The following is a 15551-nucleotide window of genomic DNA, read 5'->3' on the forward strand; positions in this document are numbered from 1 at the left end:
CGCCGGGCACGATTGTTATGCCAAATCTTTCGAACTTGCACCCCGAGTGGCCCGGTGCCCCCGAAATCCCAAGCTCCAGAACCTCAAGACGCGGCGAAAGGCGCCAAGCCTTTGACCTATCGCGACGCAGGCGTCGATATCGATGCCGGCAACGCGCTGGTGAAGGCGATAGGCCCGCTGGCCGCCAAGACCATGCGTGCGGGCGTGCTGGGCGGCATCGGAGGCTTCGGGGGCCTGTTCGACCTCAAGGCCTGCGGCTTCCAGGACCCGCTGCTCGTCGCCGCGACCGACGGAGTCGGCACCAAGCTCAAGCTCGCCATCGACACCGGGCTGCATGAGGGGATCGGCATCGATCTCGTGGCCATGAACGTCAACGACCTGATCGTCCAAGGCGCCGAGCCGCTGTTCTTCCTCGACTACTTCGCCACCGGTAAGCTCGAAGTGGGCGTGGCCGCGACCGTCGTCGCCTCCATCGCGGAAGGCTGCGCCGAAGCCGGCTGCGCCCTGATCGGCGGTGAGACTGCCGAGATGCCCGGGCTGTACGAGGCGGGCGATTACGACCTGGCGGGCTTCGCCGTAGGCGCGGTGGAACGCGATGCGCTCCTGCCACGCCGCGATCTCGCCGAAGGCGACGTGCTGATCGGCCTCCCCTCCTCCGGCGTTCACGCCAACGGTTTCTCGCTGGTGCGCCGTGTCGTCGCCGAGAGCGGTCTCGATTGGGACGATCCCGCGCCCTTCGCGCCGGAGATGCCACTGGGCCAGGCGCTCCTCACCCCGACGCGCATCTATGTGCGCCAGCTCCTTGATACGATTCGCACAACGGGCGCCGTGAAAGCGCTCTGCCACATCACCGGCGGCGGGTTGATCGACAATCTGCCGCGTATTCTCCCCGACATGCTGACCGCAACCATAGACCTGGGTGCGTCGCCCCTGCCTCCCGTGTTCGAATGGCTTCAGGCCGAAGCACGGCTCGACGCCCATGAGATGTTCCGCACCTTCAATTGCGGGATCGGCATGGTCGTGGTGGTTTCGCCCGCCGAGATGGATCGCGTGCGTGAAAGCCTCGGGACGGAGGCGGTCGTGCTCGGCTCGCTTCAGTCCCGCGACGGAGGCGAGCCCGTGCGCCTCGACGGGAAAGTATCATGAGCGCGAAGAAGCGCGTCGGCGTCCTCATCTCTGGCCGCGGCAGCAACCTCCAAGCCCTGATCGACGCCGCAAGGTCTCCCGACTATCCGGCCGAGATCGCGCTTGTGATCTCCAACGTCCCGGACGTCCAGGGGCTCGCCCGCGCGGAACAGGCGGGCCTTGCCACAACCGTGGTCAACCACAGGGATTTCCCCACGCGTCAGGCCTTCGAAGCCGTGCTTGATGAAGCACTCACCGGCGCCGGCGTGGAACTCCTGTGCAATGCGGGCTTCATGCGTCTTCTCACCGAGAGCTTCGTCGCAAGCTGGCTCAACCGGCACCTCAACATCCACCCCTCGCTGCTGCCGGCCTTCAAGGGATTGCATACCCACACGCGCGTACTCGAGGCGGGCGCCACGATCACCGGCTGTACCGTCCATTTCGTGCGTGCGGCCGTGGATAACGGGCCCATCGTGGCCCAGGCCGCCGTGCCGGTTCACCCTGGGGACACCGAAGATGCCCTGGCCGCCCGCGTCCTTCAGGCCGAGCACAAGCTCTACCCTCACGCGCTCCGCCTGGTCGCCTCGGGTCAGGTACACGTGGAAGGCGAATATGTGGTCGGAATGCCACAAGCGGAGGGCGAAACTGCCCTCTTTTCGCCGCCGCTTCCCGGCACGTTTTGATTGAAACCGTTAACGGCGGTAAAATCGTGGATTGGACGGCGGACCTTGATACGCCTCAATATGCGGCGCTTGCGCCCATGGACAATGCTGACAGCCGGATGCTAGGAACGAAGACTATTCGGGATCATCTTCGCAGTTGCTTCTCGCGGCCTACCGCTGCGGCCGCGAGCGCTGCCAGAGACCGTTTCCTGGCCTGGCGGCGCGGCCCCGGGTCCCATCCGGTACCCAAGGCCCAACGACCAGGCGCAGGGGGAAGGCATCAATGGCGGACATGACGGTCGCCTACTCTCCGTCACACGGGCTCGGCGAAGAGCAAAGCGTCTGGTTCAAGCTCACACCGCTTCTGAACCAGGAGAACCCCATGCAGGTTCTCATGGCGCTGAGCGACAAATATAACGGCGTCATCCCGATCAATCTGAAGAACCAGCGCATCGTGCTCCTGAGTGAGCCGGCGCATGCCGAGCGCGTGCTGGTGTCCAACGCCGACAATTACACGAAGTATTTCGACGGGCTCCGGCCCATCTTCGGCCGCAGCATGATCACCATTGACGGGGCGCTGTGGCAGAAGATCCGCACGCCTCAACAAGCGGCGTTCCACCCGCAGATGTTCGAGGAGTACTTCCCCTACTTGATGTCGGCCATCGAATCCAAGATGGATCGCTGGGCGAAGTTCGCCTCGACGGGCGAGACCATCGAGATGGTGGAAGAGACCTGGACGCTTGCCGCCGAGATGGTGTGCAAGGCGCTGTTCGACCGCGAGATGCCGTTCAACCCGCATTTCGTGTTCAAGCAGGTCAAGACCTACACCGACGTGATGAACCACAAGTCCATTCGCCTGAAGAACGTGCGCGGCGAGCTGGTCGAGATGACCGGCGAGGACACCGCCAAGGCGATGGAGATCTGGCACTCGGTCCCCGACATGGTCATGGGCGCCAACATCCTCGAGCATCGCGAGAAGACCCTGCTCACCATGCTGCAGCAGGCCGAGGCCGATCCGGAGTTCCCGGAGTTCGACCACCGCCAGGTCATCGACGAGATGAAGCAGTATCTCTGGGCCGGCACCGAGACCACGGCGCTGACGCTCGCCTGGTCACTCTATCTTCTGTCCCAGCATCCCGAAGCCATGGAGCGCATCCGCGAGGAGGCGCGCAATGTCTGCGGCGATGCCGATCCGCAGTGGAACCAGGTGCAGCAGCTCACCTATACAAGGCAGGTGATCCAGGAGACCATGCGCCTATTCCCGCCGATCTGGGCGCTGATCCGCATCGCGGCCGGCGACGACGATATCCAGGGCCACAAGGTCAAGGCCGGCGACAAGGTGGTGATCCTCTCCTACATCGCCCATCACAGCCCGAAATATTGGGACGATCCGGAGAAGTTCGAGCCGGAGCGCTTCGCACCGGAGCGCGCCAAGAAGCGGGTGAAATATTCCTACCTGCCGTTCGCGGCCGGCAAGCGCTCTTGCATCGGCGGCGCGCTGTCGCAGATCGAGAACACGCTGGCGTTGGTCCAGTTGCTGCGCCGCTTCACGCCTGAATATGTCGGGCCGAACCCAGCGAAGATCCACGCCACGGTGACGCTTTGCCCGAAGGGCGGTCTGCCCTTCCGCATCCGCGCGCTCAGCTAGCGCCTTTCAGTCGATCATGCGCTTGCTGATCGGGCCCCCGGAAATGGGCCTTCCTGCATTCGACCTCATGTTGCTCGATTAGGCCTCATTCGTTGAGAGCTCTCCCTCGGCCGGCGCAGAGACCGGCCCGCCATTGAGCACCAGCCCGGTCGTCGGCCATCGGGCCCCGAGCAATCTCGACTTGGCGACACGCGCAACGTTGACCATGTCGCTCTGATTCCCCCCGAGCACATGGTATGCATTCGAATCTTCGCTCTCGTAGAAGCCCACGTGCCCTTGCCAGCCGTTGCGGCTCCCTCGCCAGAATATGAGAACCGCACCGGGTTCCGGCTCGACCTTCTTGCCGAACTTCAGCCAATTCCGGGCGCCCAAGGGATTATTTGGAAGAGGTTCCTTCGGCAGCGTCGCCGCTACGCAGTGCCCTGTGAACAGTCCGCACCAAGGAATGTCATCGCCAGGATAGTGCAGGTCCAAATCATCCGCCCAATCCATGATAACTGGATTGCTGGCACGTCCCGGAACCTCCCGAAGGCCCTTTAGCCTCACCGCCTCCTCAAACCATACCAGCGCGGAATTGTTCGGCTGCTTTCCCGCGCGGGCGATGATTTCCCGCTCAGTACGCGGATGGACCACGCCCGTAACCGGCAGGCCAACGTCTTCCTGAAATGCCTGGACGGCATTCGAAGTCCTTCGGCCCCAGATTCCGTCGATTGGGCCTGGGTCAAATCCAATTTTCCTCAGGGAGCGCTGAATATTGCGGGTGTCCATGACGCATACTCCATCTCCGATTGCATACACGCCGTAACTTCAATCTTGAGTTGCATATCGTCAAGCCCCCATCCGTCGCCTGACATGGAGGACGCAAAATATATGAATTACCTGGAGTTTCGAGGATGCGGCCTGCACGTGCAAACGGCTAAGGTTGGGGGCCCTACCCGACGATCTCGCTTTTCTTGAAGCAGAGCCCGATCTCGCGCTTGGCGCTTTCCGGGCTGTCGGAGCCGTGCACGGAGTCAAACCATTCACCACATCGAGGATGTGGCGTGCCGCGTTCGTCGTGGGCTTCAGATCGAGCAGCACATTGCATTGCTGATAGGGCCCGGGGCCGTATGTGATCAGTCCGACGCGGCGCATGCGCGTGACGCGCGGCAGGATCTTGGCGAGCGCGAGACGCACCTGTCCATGCGGCTAATGGCGCTCGGATTCTCGCTGCCGTAGCGCCAGCCGTTGCCCGCCATCGAACCCGAGGCGTCGAACACCAGCATGGCGTCCTCGGTGCAAGGCGCGAACGCATCATCCGCCGCGCGCGCCGTTGGCGCGTAGGCTGCCGCGGCCGCGAAGGAGACCGTGACCGCGTACGCGAGAAGCTTTTCGAGCGAGACCATGCTGGCCTCAAGTTTATCTCAAAGAGGCGCGCTGGGCTCGCCTCAATCGATATCGCGGGTCTTGCGATTCGGCTCGTCCGTCGTGGCCGCGCCCGGGCCGCCTTGCGTCCCCGCCGGCGGCTCGTCCTCGAGGTCTGGGAACCCGGCGCGCAAATAGGCGACGATCTGGAAGATCTGATCTTGCGAGAGCCGGTTCTTGAATGGGGGCATGGCCGTGCCGAATTGCTCGCCACCCTCGGCGATGCTCCAAAGCAGATACTGATCGACCGCGACCGGCTGCTGCACCATGTAGGCCAGAAGTGCCGGCGACGGTTTCAGCGAGTAAGCGAGGTCGCCGTTGCCGAGCCCCATGACGCCGTGACATTTCTGGCAATTGGCCTGGTAAAGTGCGCCGCCTTCGGCAATGGCCGGCACCGTGTAGCCGACCGTGTTCTCCGCGGTCGAGTACTGGTGCGGAATGTCGCCATTCACGAAGGTCGAGAAGCGCAGCATGCGCTGCTGCTGCTCAGGGTCGAGATTCTGCAAGCTCCATCCCACCGCCGGCTGGTCCTTGGGAATCTCCCTTGGCACGCCGTTCGCGTCCGGCGGCACGTCCTCTGCGTAAGATGCGGCGAAGGGCGCAAACAGCAGCCCGGCCAGAACGAAGGCGGTCGGAAGCGTGCGGAGCATGGCGGGATCCCTTGGCTGAACTCAGCCGACCCAAATATATCGCCGCCTCGGCGAAATCATGCCTTGCTACAGATCAAGGGGCCGTGCGCCCCTACCCGACGATCTCGCTTTTCTTGAAGCAGAGCCCGATCTCGCGCTTGGCGCTTTCCGGGCTGTCGGAGCCGTGCACGGAGTTCCGCTGCATGTTGACGCCGAAATCCTTGCGGATGGTCCCGGGCTCCGCGTCGACCGGGTTGGTCTTGCCCATCACTGCGCGATTGCGCGCGATGGCATCTTCGCCCTCCAGCACCTGGAGCACGATGGGACCAGAAATCATGAACTGGATCAGGCCCTTATAATAGTCCTGGCCCTTATGCGCCTCGTAGAAGGCTTGCGCGTCCTTCTTCTTCCACCACACGCGCTTCTGCGCGATGAACCGCAGGCCGGCGCCTTCCAGCCGCGCGATGATCAGCCCGGTGATGTTCCGTTCGGTGGCGTCGGGCTTGATGATCGAGAGCGTACGTTCGCTGGCCATGCCTAAGTCCTTCTAGTCTTTGGAATCTTTGCGGGGCTTATAGCTGTCAGGCGTGACAGCCACAAGGCGATCAAGGTAAACAGGTTGCCGCTGTTGGAGACGCCGAAGCGGACGCCTGCGGCGCAGAGGAGGGGTAGGCCGATGCTCTATGCCACGTTCAAGGTCATTCTGACGAGCGTTCTCGTGGTCGCAGTCTCCGAGGCGGCCAAGCGCAGCGCGCTTGTGGGCGCCATCATCGCCTCGATCCCGCTGACCTCGGTCCTGGCCATGATCTGGCTCTATGTCGATACGGGCGATACGGAGAAGGTTGCCCGCCTCGCCACCGGCATATTCTGGCTGGTGCTCCCCTCCCTCGTGCTGTTCGTGAGCCTGCCGGTGCTGCTGCGGGCCGGCGTCGATTTCTACGCGAGTCTCGCCGCCGCGATCGCGCTTACTGTCGGGGCCTATTTCGCCATGCTCTATAGTTTGCGGCTTGCCGGCATTGAGATCTGAACGGGATTCAAGCCTTCTGCTGCCAGCGCCCGTCTGCGTCCTGCTGCCAATAGCTCACGGCAAAGCCCTTATCCTTCACCGCGGTCCAGGCCTCCCGCGCCCGCGCCACCGCGCCCGCGTCGCGGCCGTCGAACATATGAACCACTCGGACGTAGCCGATTGCGTCTTCCAACGCGGCGCCGTCCACCAGAAAACGCACGGCCGCTTCGTTTGGGTTGTCCTCTTCGTCAGTGAGATAGATCGGCTGGGCGTGAGGTGTGCCGTCGCTCGCCGTCCCATGTGGGAGGAAGCTGTCCTCGCGATAGGTCCACAGCAGCGTGTTTAGCGCCTCGACCCGCTCCTTGCTCGCCGCCTGCACGGCCGCGCGCCAGCCCCGCTCCAAAGACCGCTCCAGCAGCGTCGGTAGCACCTGCTCCAGCGAGCGGCTCTCCAGGTGATAGAAATAGACTTCGGTCTCGCCGCTCATTCTGCACCTCCCTTCGCGTAAGGGTTCTTGCCTTTGCGCAAGTTCAGCCGGATCGGCACGCCCGGCAGGTCGAACGTTTCGCGCAAGCCGTTCACCAGATAACGCACATAAGACTCCGGGAGCGCCTTGGGCAGTGAGCAAAACGCGACGAAGGTCGGCGGCCGCGCGTTCGCCTGCGTCATGTAGCGAATCTTGATGCGACGTCCCGAGGGCGCCGGCGGGGGATGCGCGTCGACGGCGGCGCCGAGCCAATCGTTCAGGGCGTGCGTCGGCAGGCGCTTGTTCCACACCTCGTCCGCCGCGAGCACCGCGTCCATGAGCTTGTCGACCCCCTTGCCGCTCTTGGCCGAAACCGTCACTAGCGAGACGCCTTTGACTTGAGGCAGGAGCCGCTGACACATCTCGCGCAGCTCTTCCAGACGCTGCTGCCGCTCACGCACGAGATCCCATTTGTTGACGGCGATGACGAGCGCCCGGCCCTCCTGGGCAATGAGGTTGGCGATCTGCAAGTCCTGCTTCTCGAAAGGCTGCTCCGCGTCGAGCAGCAACACCACGATTTCGGCAAAGCGGATCGCTCTCAGCGTGTCGCCGACCGACAGCGTTTCGGCCTTGCCTTCAACCCGTGCCTTGCGCCGCAAGCCCGCCGTGTCGAACACGCGCAGAGGCCGCCCCTTCCATTCGATCTCCGAAGCGATCGCGTCGCGCGTGATGCCGGCTTCGGGCCCGGTTATCATGCGTTCCTCACCGAGCAGCGCATTGACCAGCGTGGACTTGCCGACATTCGGCCGTCCGACAACGGCCAGGCGCAACTTGAAAGTCCGCTCGTCCGTTTCCTCCGCTCCAGGCTCCATCTCGCCGCGTGCCTCAACGGCTTGCCCGATGGCGTCGATCACCTCGCCGATACCGAGACCATGCTCGGCCGAAATCGCCAAGGGCTCGCCGAGACCGAGCGAAAACGCCTCGTAAAAGCCGGGCTCCGCCGCGCGGCCCTCCGACTTGTTTGCGGCCAGCACCACGGGCTTGCCCGCGCTGCGCACCAGATCGCCAAAGATCTCATCGGCAGCGGTCACGCCCGTGCGCGAGTCGATCAGGAACAGCACGAGATCGGCTTGAGCGACGGCCGCTTCAGTCTGCTGGCGCATGCGCGCGGTGAGCCCTTCATCGCCGGACTCGAGACCGGCCGTATCGACGAGCGTGATGGTGCAGGCGTCGAGCTCAACCTCGGTCTCGCGGCGGTCGCGCGTAAGCCCCGGCTGGTCGTCGACGAGCGCCAGCCGCCTGCCCGCAAGCCGGTTGAACAGCGTGGACTTGCCGACATTCGGCCGACCGACAATGGCGACAGTAAAGGACATGGATCCGTTTTCGAGATGCGCGGAACGGAAGGCGAGAAAGAGCCGGTGGCTAGAATCAGTTGAGGGCGATCAGATCGGCCTTGTCAGACAGGATATACATCCGGCCGCCGGCCACAACGGGCGTCACAAAGACGTCCGTATCGAGGTCAACCTTGCTGCTGATCTGTCCGCCCCTGGCATCGACCCCCACTAGCAGGCCCTCGCTGGAGACCAGCCAGACCTGGTTCCCCGCAAGCACCGGCCCGCTCCAACGCGTGGCCTTCGGCAGCTCGGCGACCCACCGCACCTCTCCGTCATTGCGGCCGAGCGCCATGAGCCGGCCCGCCACATCCACCACGAACACCGCATCGCCCGCGACCCAGGGCATTTGCGTGCTCGCCACATTGCGCGTCCAGACCCGCGCGCCCGAGGCAAGCGAGGTGGCGATCATCCGGCCGCCATGACTGACGGCATAGACGACCCCGCGATCGACCACGGGCCGCGCCGGATCGCCGAGAACGCCGGAGGCGCTTTTTTCGGTCGATCGGCTCAAGGAGTCGCGCCAGGCCGCTTTGCCGCTGCCGGTCTCATAGGCGACGATATCGCCTGCGGGGAACGGGGCCACCACGATGCCGCCCGCCACGGCCGGGCTCGCATTGCTCAGAAGTGTCGCGCTCTGTGGCAGGCCGCGCTGCTTCCACGCTTGCTCACCCGTGCTTGCATTCAGCGCGTAGAGATTATTGTCGGTGGAGACGAAGAAGATCTTGCCCGCCGCCGCCGTGGGGGAGTTGCGGATCGGCTTGCCGAGCGACTTGGTCCACTGAATGGCGCCGCTGGCCGGGTTGATCGCGACCACGGTGCCGTAGCCGGTCGTGGCATAGAGCGTGTTGCCGTCGAGCGCGAGCCCCCCGCCGAAGCCTGCGCGGCTGCTTTCGTTCGCGGGCGTGACGCTGGTCGACCAGGCTTTCGCACCGCTCGACGTGGAGAACGCCGAGACGTTGCCCGCGGCGTCCAGCGTGAACACCTTACCTCCACCCACGAGGGGCACCGCGCTCAGCCGGCCGCTGGACGAGGACCCCGTGCCGGCATCCGCGGTCCAGACTTTGCGCAAGCCGCCCTGAAGCGCCAAATGACCGAGACTGTTGGACGGCACGCCCCCCGGCTGCGTCCAAGACGCATTGACGTTGGCCGGCGGCAAGGAGACGGGCTTCGCCGTGACCTGGCCGGCGCTGAACTCGCCCGGATCGGTGATAACGGCGATGCGCTCGCCGGGCAACCGCTTCTCATCCTCGGAGAACGGATTCTTGATCGAGGAGAGCGGCCCGCCACAGCCGGCAAAGACCAGGGCGACCGCAACGACAAGCCCTGCGCTGAGAAGGCGACTGCCTGTTCTCCGTTCTGTATCCCGGCCCAATTTTTCGAGCCCCGCTGCTTCGCAACTAATTGGTCGTGGAACTGCTCTGCGCCGGCGTGCTGCTCACAATGAGCGCAAGCATCATATTGGCGCGGTCGCGCATGTTCGGCGGCGTTCCTTGATCGCCGAGAAGAGCGCTGAACTGCTCCTCGGCCGTACGCATGTTCTTGTGCTGATAAGCCGAAAGGCCAAGCAACTCCCGAGCCGAGAACCGCCAAGCGGTGTTCCCCTCAATCAGCCCTTTGAGCCGCCTCTCCATCTCGGCGTAGTCGGCCTCATCGAGCCGCAGCGTGGCGGCCTGAAGCGTGGCAAGTCCCTGCAGGATCGGATCGACGCCGCCATCCGTCGCGAGCGCGTCATAGGCGGTGACGGCCTTGTCCGTCTCGCCCGCCTTCGCCTGAGCTGCCGCCAACTGGAACCGGGAAAGCACCCGGTAGCCCTGCGGGGCATCGTCCGCGAGCGCCTCGAAAGCCTCCGTGGCCTTGGCCGGGTCAGACCCGTTCTCGAGGACCATGGCCTGAACGAACTCCGCTCCGGCTCTCTGGGACTCCCGCTCTTTCCAGAAGGACCACCCCTTATATCCGGCGACAGCGGCGATCAGAATGGCAGCAAGGACGATGATGTAGACGCCGAATCTGTCCCACAGCTTCTTGTACTGGTCGTGGCGGACGGCCTCGTCGACCTCGCGAAAAAAACTGTTGTCGCTCATTGGGCTGCGGGCTCTTCTGATGACAAAGGATCGGCGGCCGGGGCAGACGCAGCCACCCTGACCTCACGCCGTATAGTGAAGGCCCGTTGCTCGCGCAAGGCTCAAGCCCCGGTGCGACCCGCCAAGCGTGGTAAATGCGTTAGCCCTCTAGGGCTAACTGCCTGTCATTTTGGTCTTTTTCGTGGCCCCGTCGTCGTCTTCGAACATCGGATAGGTGTAAGCGTCCGATGGGAACGCGCGGGTGCGCACCTCGGCGGAATAGGCCTTTACGGCCCCTTCGATGGCATCGCCGAGATGGGCGTATTCCTTGACGAATTTGGGTACGCGCGGGGACAGCCCCAGCATGTCCTCGAGCACGAGGACCTGCCCGTCGCATTCGGCCGACGCGCCGATGCCGATCGTGGGAATGGAAATCTGCTTGGTGATGCGGGCCGCTAGCAACTCGGCCAGAGCCTCGACTACAACGGCGAAGGCGCCGGCCTCGGCCACGGCCTTGGCGTCCTCTTCGAACCGGGCCCATTCGGAGCGGTGGCGCCCTTGCGGCTGAAAGCTGCCGATCTGGTTCACGGCCTGCGGCGTGAGCCCAATATGGCTCATCACCGGGATGCCCCGACTCGTGAGATATTTGATGGTCTCAGCCATATGCACGCCGCCCTCGAGCTTGACCGCGCCGCAGCCGGTCTCCTTTAGGACACGGGCGGCGTTGCGGAAAGCGATGGCCGGGCTTTCCTCATAGGAGCCGAAAGGCATATCGACCACGACGAGCGCTTGCTTGGAACCGCGCACCACGGCCTGCGCATGCATGATCATGAGATCGAGCGGCACCGGCACGGTGGTCTCGTAGCCGTGCATCACCATGCCGAGAGAGTCGCCCACGAGCAAAATGTCCACATGCGGATCGATTATCCGTGCAGTATGAGCATGATAGGCGGTCAGCGCCACGATGGGCTGCCCACCCTTCCGTTTGGCGATGTCGGGCGCGGTAACACGTTTGATATCAAAGCTTTGCGACACGGGCTGTGGCCTCGCAAGGTTCGGAAACTCAAGTTCGAAACTTATGGCTCCTTATGACAGAAATATGGGGTTTTGTGCAGCGCAAAAACAGATCGAATGCGCGTGTATTAATGCGTCACGACTGCCCGTCCGATGAGGAGCGGGTGAAGCCAGACCAGGAAGATTACGTAGAACAGCACGCCGAGCACGACGGCGATGAGATCGTTCCGGACGCCGCCTTGCGCCGTGGTGCCGATCAGCGCGGTGGGCTTGCGTCCCTTGAGCGCGATCCGGTCGTAGACCGCGTAAGCCAGGAACGAGCCGAACAACAGCATCGAGGCGAGATCGCCATTGGCGATCAGATGCGCGAGCGCCCAGGTCTTGAGGGCCACGAGGAAGGGGTGCTTGATCGTGGCCTTGATGCGCCCGGGCACATAAGCCGCCACCAGGAAAATAAACGCCGGCAGCATGAGCACGATCGCCACCCACCGCGTCCAAGGCGGCGGCGACCAAATCTGGATGACGGGCGCGACCGCGAAGCCCCAGACGAGCAGCGCCAGCCCCGCAAGCGACAGCACGCCGAACAAGGCCTTGTAGCCGGTCTCGCCCAGCCGCGCGATCAGCGTGTCGCGGACATGCGGAAAGGTCGGCAGCAGGTGAATGCCGAGAAACACAACCATGCCGGCAATAAGCAAGCCCATGGATCAGCTCCCGGCAGTCGCCCGCGGGTCTCTTATTTTCGCAGGCAGACGTAAGGCGTTAGTCGGTGACCGGCGGACCGTATCGGTTCGGCCCGTCCGTGCCCTTGAGGAACCCGAGCTCGACCAGCAACCACAAGGCACCGATGATGGGAATGAGGCCGATCAGCACCCACCAGCCGGACTTGTCGCGGTCATGGAAGCGCTTGATGTAGATGAGGATGGCCGGGATCAGAATGATCAGCGACCACAGCCCGCTCAACAGCCCCAACCCGGACTCAGCATCGACCGTGCCGATGGCCGCATCGATGAGGGACAAGATCAAGCTGACCACGACGGCCGGCAGCACCAGATAAAGCCAGAGCTGCTTCCGGTTCACCCGGCCTTGGGCGGACAGATAGAACTGCTGATAGTCCATGTTTTGAGTCCCCTTTGTCGTCTCCCCAGAATCGAGAGCGCGAGAATATCACGGGGCTAGGCTCGAAGCGATGCGCGCGGCGCGGAGACAAGTCTCACTTGCAAAGCGGCAAGGGCCGCGACGGCCCCGGCGGATGCGCCTTCCGGTACGCATCGATGATCGGCCTGAGGGTTTCTTTCGGCCAGAATTTCGGCGCGCCGATTTCCCGCAAGCAGGAGGCATTCCAATAAAGCCCTTCGCGCGACGGCGACTTGCCCGCCTTCACCGCCGCCGCGACCGCATCGATGTCGGTCGATTCCGGATAGATGTAGACCGTCGTCGGCTTGTCCTCCAAAACCTCGAAGATCGTTTCGGAGGCCAACGGCGTCCAGCTAGTGCAGCCATTGCTGCGCCCGGCGCTGTAGTCCAACAGGGACCCGTACGCAACGTAGCCCTCGTCGTTCGCGTAGGGACTTTCCGGGTCCTTCCGGCGGCACATGTTCCGCAGGAGCACGGCAGGGTGTCCGCCGATCGCGCGCTCCCGGGCGTTTGCCGTATCACCCTCCCCCTCGAATTGCAGGAAGGAGCGCAACAACGGCACGCGTTTGCCGCCCGTGCGGTAATAGCCTTTGAACGACGTGCGCGTCTCCGCCGTCACATAGGCCCCGCCCGTTGTCAGCTTGGAGCCTTCCGCACTGCTGAAATTCTTCGCGCACCGGATGCCGTTCGCGAAGTTCGCGCCGCTCAGTTTGCGTCCGTTGCCGTGCCCGGACGAAACCGCGCGGAACGACTGTTGGGCTTCACAGATGATGTAGAACCGGCGCGCCGTCCCGGCAGGGCGCGTCGCGTCCTTGGCGAAGTAGCAGGGATTCTTGGCCTTCCCTTCGCGCACTTTTTCGAGATAGAGCCCGCGCGCGCGCCGCAAGACCACTTCGGAGATCTGACCTTCGCCGTCGCCCACATGGGCCCGGAGCCAAGGCGGGAGGTCCGGTGCCTGCTCGGCGGCGAACGCTCGGGGGAGCCCCAACACGATCGCGACGAGCGCGAGGCTAACGATGGCGACAATGGCCAAAAAAGGCGATCTGCGCTGCAACGGATCACGTCCCCTGTCGAAGTGCTTCCGTCTCATTCGGATACCAAGCCTTCTTGTCTCATCTTAGGCGATTCCCCGTTACGCTCACGCGTCATTGCCGGGCTCGTCCCGGCAATCCAATGGTGACTCCGCATGTGCCGCTCCGCCCAATTGGACGCCCGGCCCGTCGCCCGAAGGCTTTGGGCCGCAGGGCGGAACAAGTCCGGGCATGACGACGGAGTGGGTGAAGGCGAGGTGATGCGGAGCGTACGGCAAGTTTGGAGCGTGGGGATTGGTCTCACGGTCTCTTGCAGATCGGCAAGGGCTGCGGCTTCGCCGGGGGGTTCTTCTTCTTGTACCCAACAAGGGCCGGCTCAAGGTTCTCCCGCGGCCAAAAGTTCGGCGCGCCGATCTCGCGCAGGCACGACGCATTCCAATACAGCCCCGCGCGCGCCGGAGCCTGGCCGGCCTTCACCGCGCGCGCCACAGCCACGATGTCGTTTGCTTCCGGGTAGATATAGACCGTCGTCGGCTTGTTCTCCGCCAACGCCAAAATCTTGTCGGAGACCGACAGGGGCCAGCTGGTGCAGCCGTTGCTGCGCCCGTCGCCATAGTCGATCAGCTTGCCGTAGGGCACGTAGCCGTCCTTGTCCGCGTGGGGACTGTTTGGAAATTTCATCCGGCAGATCCACGACACGATCACGCCCGGATGACCGCCGATGGCGCGCTCGCGCGCGTTCGCGGTGACGCCCTCGCCCTCGAACTGCAAGAACGAGCGCATCAGAGGCTGATAGGACCCCGACGCGTTGTAATAGCCCTTGAAGGACGTCCTGATCTCGGCCGTCACGTAGCCGCCGCCGGTCGTGAGCTTGGAATCCTCCGCATTGGAGAAGTTCTTCGCGCAGCGCACGTCGTTCGAGAAATCGGCGATGCCCGGCAGATTGCGGCCGCTGCCGTGGCCCGACGGGACCGCGCGGAACGTCCTGTCGGCTTCGCAGATCGCGTAGAACCGGCGGCCGGTGCCTGCGGGGCGCGTCGCGTCGAACGCGAAATAGCAGGCGTTGTTGACAGCGCCGTCGCGGACCTTTTGCAGGTGGAAACCCCGCGCGCGCTGAAGCACCACGGCGGAGATTTGCCCGTCGCCGTCACCGATATGGGCCTGGAGCCAGGCCGGGACGCCCGAAGCGCCAGGCGCAGCCGGTGGCACCGGAGCGGCCGGCGGCGAGACGAGCCACGGCAACTCCTCCGCGACAGCCTGGGTGGACCCGGGCAGAGCGGCGAAGAGGACAAGGCCGGCAATGGCGAGCAGGAGAGATGACACCCGCATAGGATCGAATCTCCTAATCGATCCGATTTCGGGCGCCCCGAACGCGCAGGCCCTTGCAGGCGCCCCCATCGGCTTCGATCATCAGGAAAATTATTGTCTAATCTGAGACGTTAGGCCGGAGTGCTTAATCGGGCCTAAACGAGGAGCATCGGTCTCTCCTCCCTCAGACTCAACTCTATGGACGGAGGTTGGGTCTATATCCTCACCAACAAGCCGAACGGCATCCTCTACACCGGCGTGACGCGGGACATCGCGCGCCGCGCCTTTGAACATCGTGAAGGCAGAACTCCGGGCTTCACGCGCCGCTACGGCGTGAATCGGCTCGTGTGGTACGAGCATCACGATGCGATTGCCGGCGCAATTCAGCGCGAGAGGACCATGAAGCATTGGCCCCGCGCGTGGAAGGTGCGGCTGATCCTCGCCATGAATCCCAACTGGGACGACCTCTACGACAGCCTCAATCGGTAACTCTCTTGTGCCGGGTATCCACGAATGGCCGTGCCGCAGTCGAAGACGTGGATGGCCGGGACAAGCCCGGCCATGTCGAGTTTGGGAGGTGGGGCCGCCGAAGGCGTCCATGGCGGTACAAAACAGTCAACGCCCCTACTCCCACGCGATCGTGCCGGGGGGCTTGGAGGTGATGTCGTAG

General features: G+C 63.9%; 18 protein-coding genes. 5 read left to right on the plus strand and 13 right to left on the minus strand.

Features of this window, described 5'->3' with window-relative positions; translation table 11 throughout:
- The first annotated feature begins 54 nt into the window (after positions 1 to 54).
- The 3 genes from purM (at position 55) to ACSLE4_RS13215 (ending at position 3435) form a co-directional block, all read left to right on the plus strand.
- Positions 55 to 1146 (plus strand): phosphoribosylformylglycinamidine cyclo-ligase, encoded by a 1092-nt coding sequence (purM, locus tag ACSLE4_RS13205; protein ID WP_435904900.1) that lies wholly within the window; start codon positions 55 to 57, stop codon positions 1144 to 1146.
- Complete coding sequence (gene purN / locus ACSLE4_RS13210; RefSeq protein WP_435904901.1) at positions 1143 to 1808, plus strand: phosphoribosylglycinamide formyltransferase; 666 nt, start codon at positions 1143 to 1145, stop codon at positions 1806 to 1808. Before purM ends, purN begins: the two co-directional genes overlap by 4 nt.
- A 262-nt stretch (positions 1809 to 2070) precedes the next feature.
- Positions 2071 to 3435, plus strand: coding sequence for a cytochrome P450 (locus ACSLE4_RS13215; RefSeq protein ID WP_435904902.1), 1365 nt, complete (start codon positions 2071 to 2073; stop codon positions 3433 to 3435).
- A 78-nt stretch (positions 3436 to 3513) separates the two neighbouring features.
- Here the strand turns inward: ACSLE4_RS13215 and ACSLE4_RS13220 are convergent, their stop codons facing one another.
- The 4 genes from ACSLE4_RS13220 to ndk all read right to left on the minus strand — a co-directional run bounded on the left by ACSLE4_RS13220 (position 3514) and on the right by ndk (position 6003).
- On the minus strand, positions 3514 to 4203 hold the full coding sequence (locus tag ACSLE4_RS13220; RefSeq protein ID WP_435904903.1) for a TIGR02594 family protein: 690 nt from the start codon (positions 4201 to 4203) through the stop codon (positions 3514 to 3516).
- A 347-nt stretch (positions 4204 to 4550) separates the two neighbouring features.
- Entirely contained in the window at positions 4551 to 4820 is a 270-nt protein-coding gene (locus tag ACSLE4_RS13225; RefSeq protein WP_435904904.1) for a hypothetical protein, read from the minus strand.
- A 42-nt stretch (positions 4821 to 4862) separates the two neighbouring features.
- Entirely contained in the window at positions 4863 to 5489 is a 627-nt protein-coding gene (locus tag ACSLE4_RS13230) for a c-type cytochrome (protein ID WP_435904905.1), read from the minus strand.
- A 91-nt stretch (positions 5490 to 5580) separates the two neighbouring features.
- Positions 5581 to 6003: a nucleoside-diphosphate kinase gene (gene ndk / locus ACSLE4_RS13235; RefSeq protein WP_435904906.1), complete on the minus strand. Its 423-nt coding sequence runs from the start codon at positions 6001 to 6003 to the stop codon at positions 5581 to 5583.
- A gap of 141 nt (positions 6004 to 6144) precedes the next feature.
- On the opposite strand from ndk, the gene ACSLE4_RS13240 reads away from it, so the two are divergent.
- Entirely contained in the window at positions 6145 to 6495 is a 351-nt protein-coding gene (locus ACSLE4_RS13240; RefSeq protein ID WP_435904907.1) for a DUF3147 family protein, read from the plus strand.
- Positions 6496 to 6502: 7 nt separating this feature from the next.
- Here ACSLE4_RS13240 and ACSLE4_RS13245 read toward each other — a convergent pair whose 3' ends face one another.
- The 9 genes from ACSLE4_RS13245 to ACSLE4_RS13285 form a co-directional block, all read right to left on the minus strand.
- Positions 6503 to 6961 (minus strand): DNA polymerase III subunit chi, encoded by a 459-nt coding sequence (locus ACSLE4_RS13245; protein ID WP_435904908.1) that lies wholly within the window; start codon positions 6959 to 6961, stop codon positions 6503 to 6505.
- The gene (der, locus tag ACSLE4_RS13250; protein WP_435904909.1) at positions 6958 to 8313 is read right to left on the minus strand and encodes a ribosome biogenesis GTPase Der; all 1356 of its coding nucleotides are present in this window, start codon (positions 8311 to 8313) and stop codon (positions 6958 to 6960) included. The genes ACSLE4_RS13245 and der overlap by 4 nt, the downstream gene beginning before the upstream one ends.
- A gap of 55 nt (positions 8314 to 8368) precedes the next feature.
- A complete protein-coding gene (locus ACSLE4_RS13255; RefSeq protein ID WP_435904910.1) occupies positions 8369 to 9706 on the minus strand; it encodes an outer membrane protein assembly factor BamB family protein in 1338 nt (445 codons plus the stop codon).
- A 25-nt stretch (positions 9707 to 9731) separates the two neighbouring features.
- Positions 9732 to 10415 (minus strand): tetratricopeptide repeat protein, encoded by a 684-nt coding sequence (locus tag ACSLE4_RS13260; protein ID WP_435904911.1) that lies wholly within the window; start codon positions 10413 to 10415, stop codon positions 9732 to 9734.
- Positions 10416 to 10568: 153 nt separating this feature from the next.
- Positions 10569 to 11429 (minus strand): 3-methyl-2-oxobutanoate hydroxymethyltransferase, encoded by an 861-nt coding sequence (gene panB, locus ACSLE4_RS13265; protein WP_435904912.1) that lies wholly within the window; start codon positions 11427 to 11429, stop codon positions 10569 to 10571.
- Between the two features lie 107 nt (positions 11430 to 11536).
- Positions 11537 to 12109 (minus strand): NnrU family protein, encoded by a 573-nt coding sequence (locus ACSLE4_RS13270; protein ID WP_435904913.1) that lies wholly within the window; start codon positions 12107 to 12109, stop codon positions 11537 to 11539.
- Positions 12110 to 12167: 58 nt separating this feature from the next.
- Positions 12168 to 12524: a DUF805 domain-containing protein gene (locus ACSLE4_RS13275; protein ID WP_435904914.1), complete on the minus strand. Its 357-nt coding sequence runs from the start codon at positions 12522 to 12524 to the stop codon at positions 12168 to 12170.
- Between the two features lie 94 nt (positions 12525 to 12618).
- The gene (locus tag ACSLE4_RS13280; RefSeq protein WP_435904915.1) at positions 12619 to 13632 is read right to left on the minus strand and encodes a hypothetical protein; all 1014 of its coding nucleotides are present in this window, start codon (positions 13630 to 13632) and stop codon (positions 12619 to 12621) included.
- A gap of 241 nt (positions 13633 to 13873) precedes the next feature.
- Positions 13874 to 14902, minus strand: a complete 1029-nt coding sequence (locus ACSLE4_RS13285; protein ID WP_435904916.1) for a hypothetical protein — start codon at positions 14900 to 14902, stop codon at positions 13874 to 13876.
- A gap of 177 nt (positions 14903 to 15079) precedes the next feature.
- Here ACSLE4_RS13285 and ACSLE4_RS13290 point away from each other — a divergent pair, with 177 nt between their 5' ends.
- A complete protein-coding gene (locus tag ACSLE4_RS13290; protein WP_435904917.1) occupies positions 15080 to 15370 on the plus strand; it encodes a GIY-YIG nuclease family protein in 291 nt (96 codons plus the stop codon).
- Positions 15371 to 15551: the final 181 nt, after the last annotated feature.

The sequence above is a fragment of the Methyloceanibacter sp. genome (genome assembly GCF_051306395.1).
Classification (GTDB): Bacteria; Pseudomonadota; Alphaproteobacteria; order Rhizobiales; family Methyloligellaceae; genus Methyloceanibacter.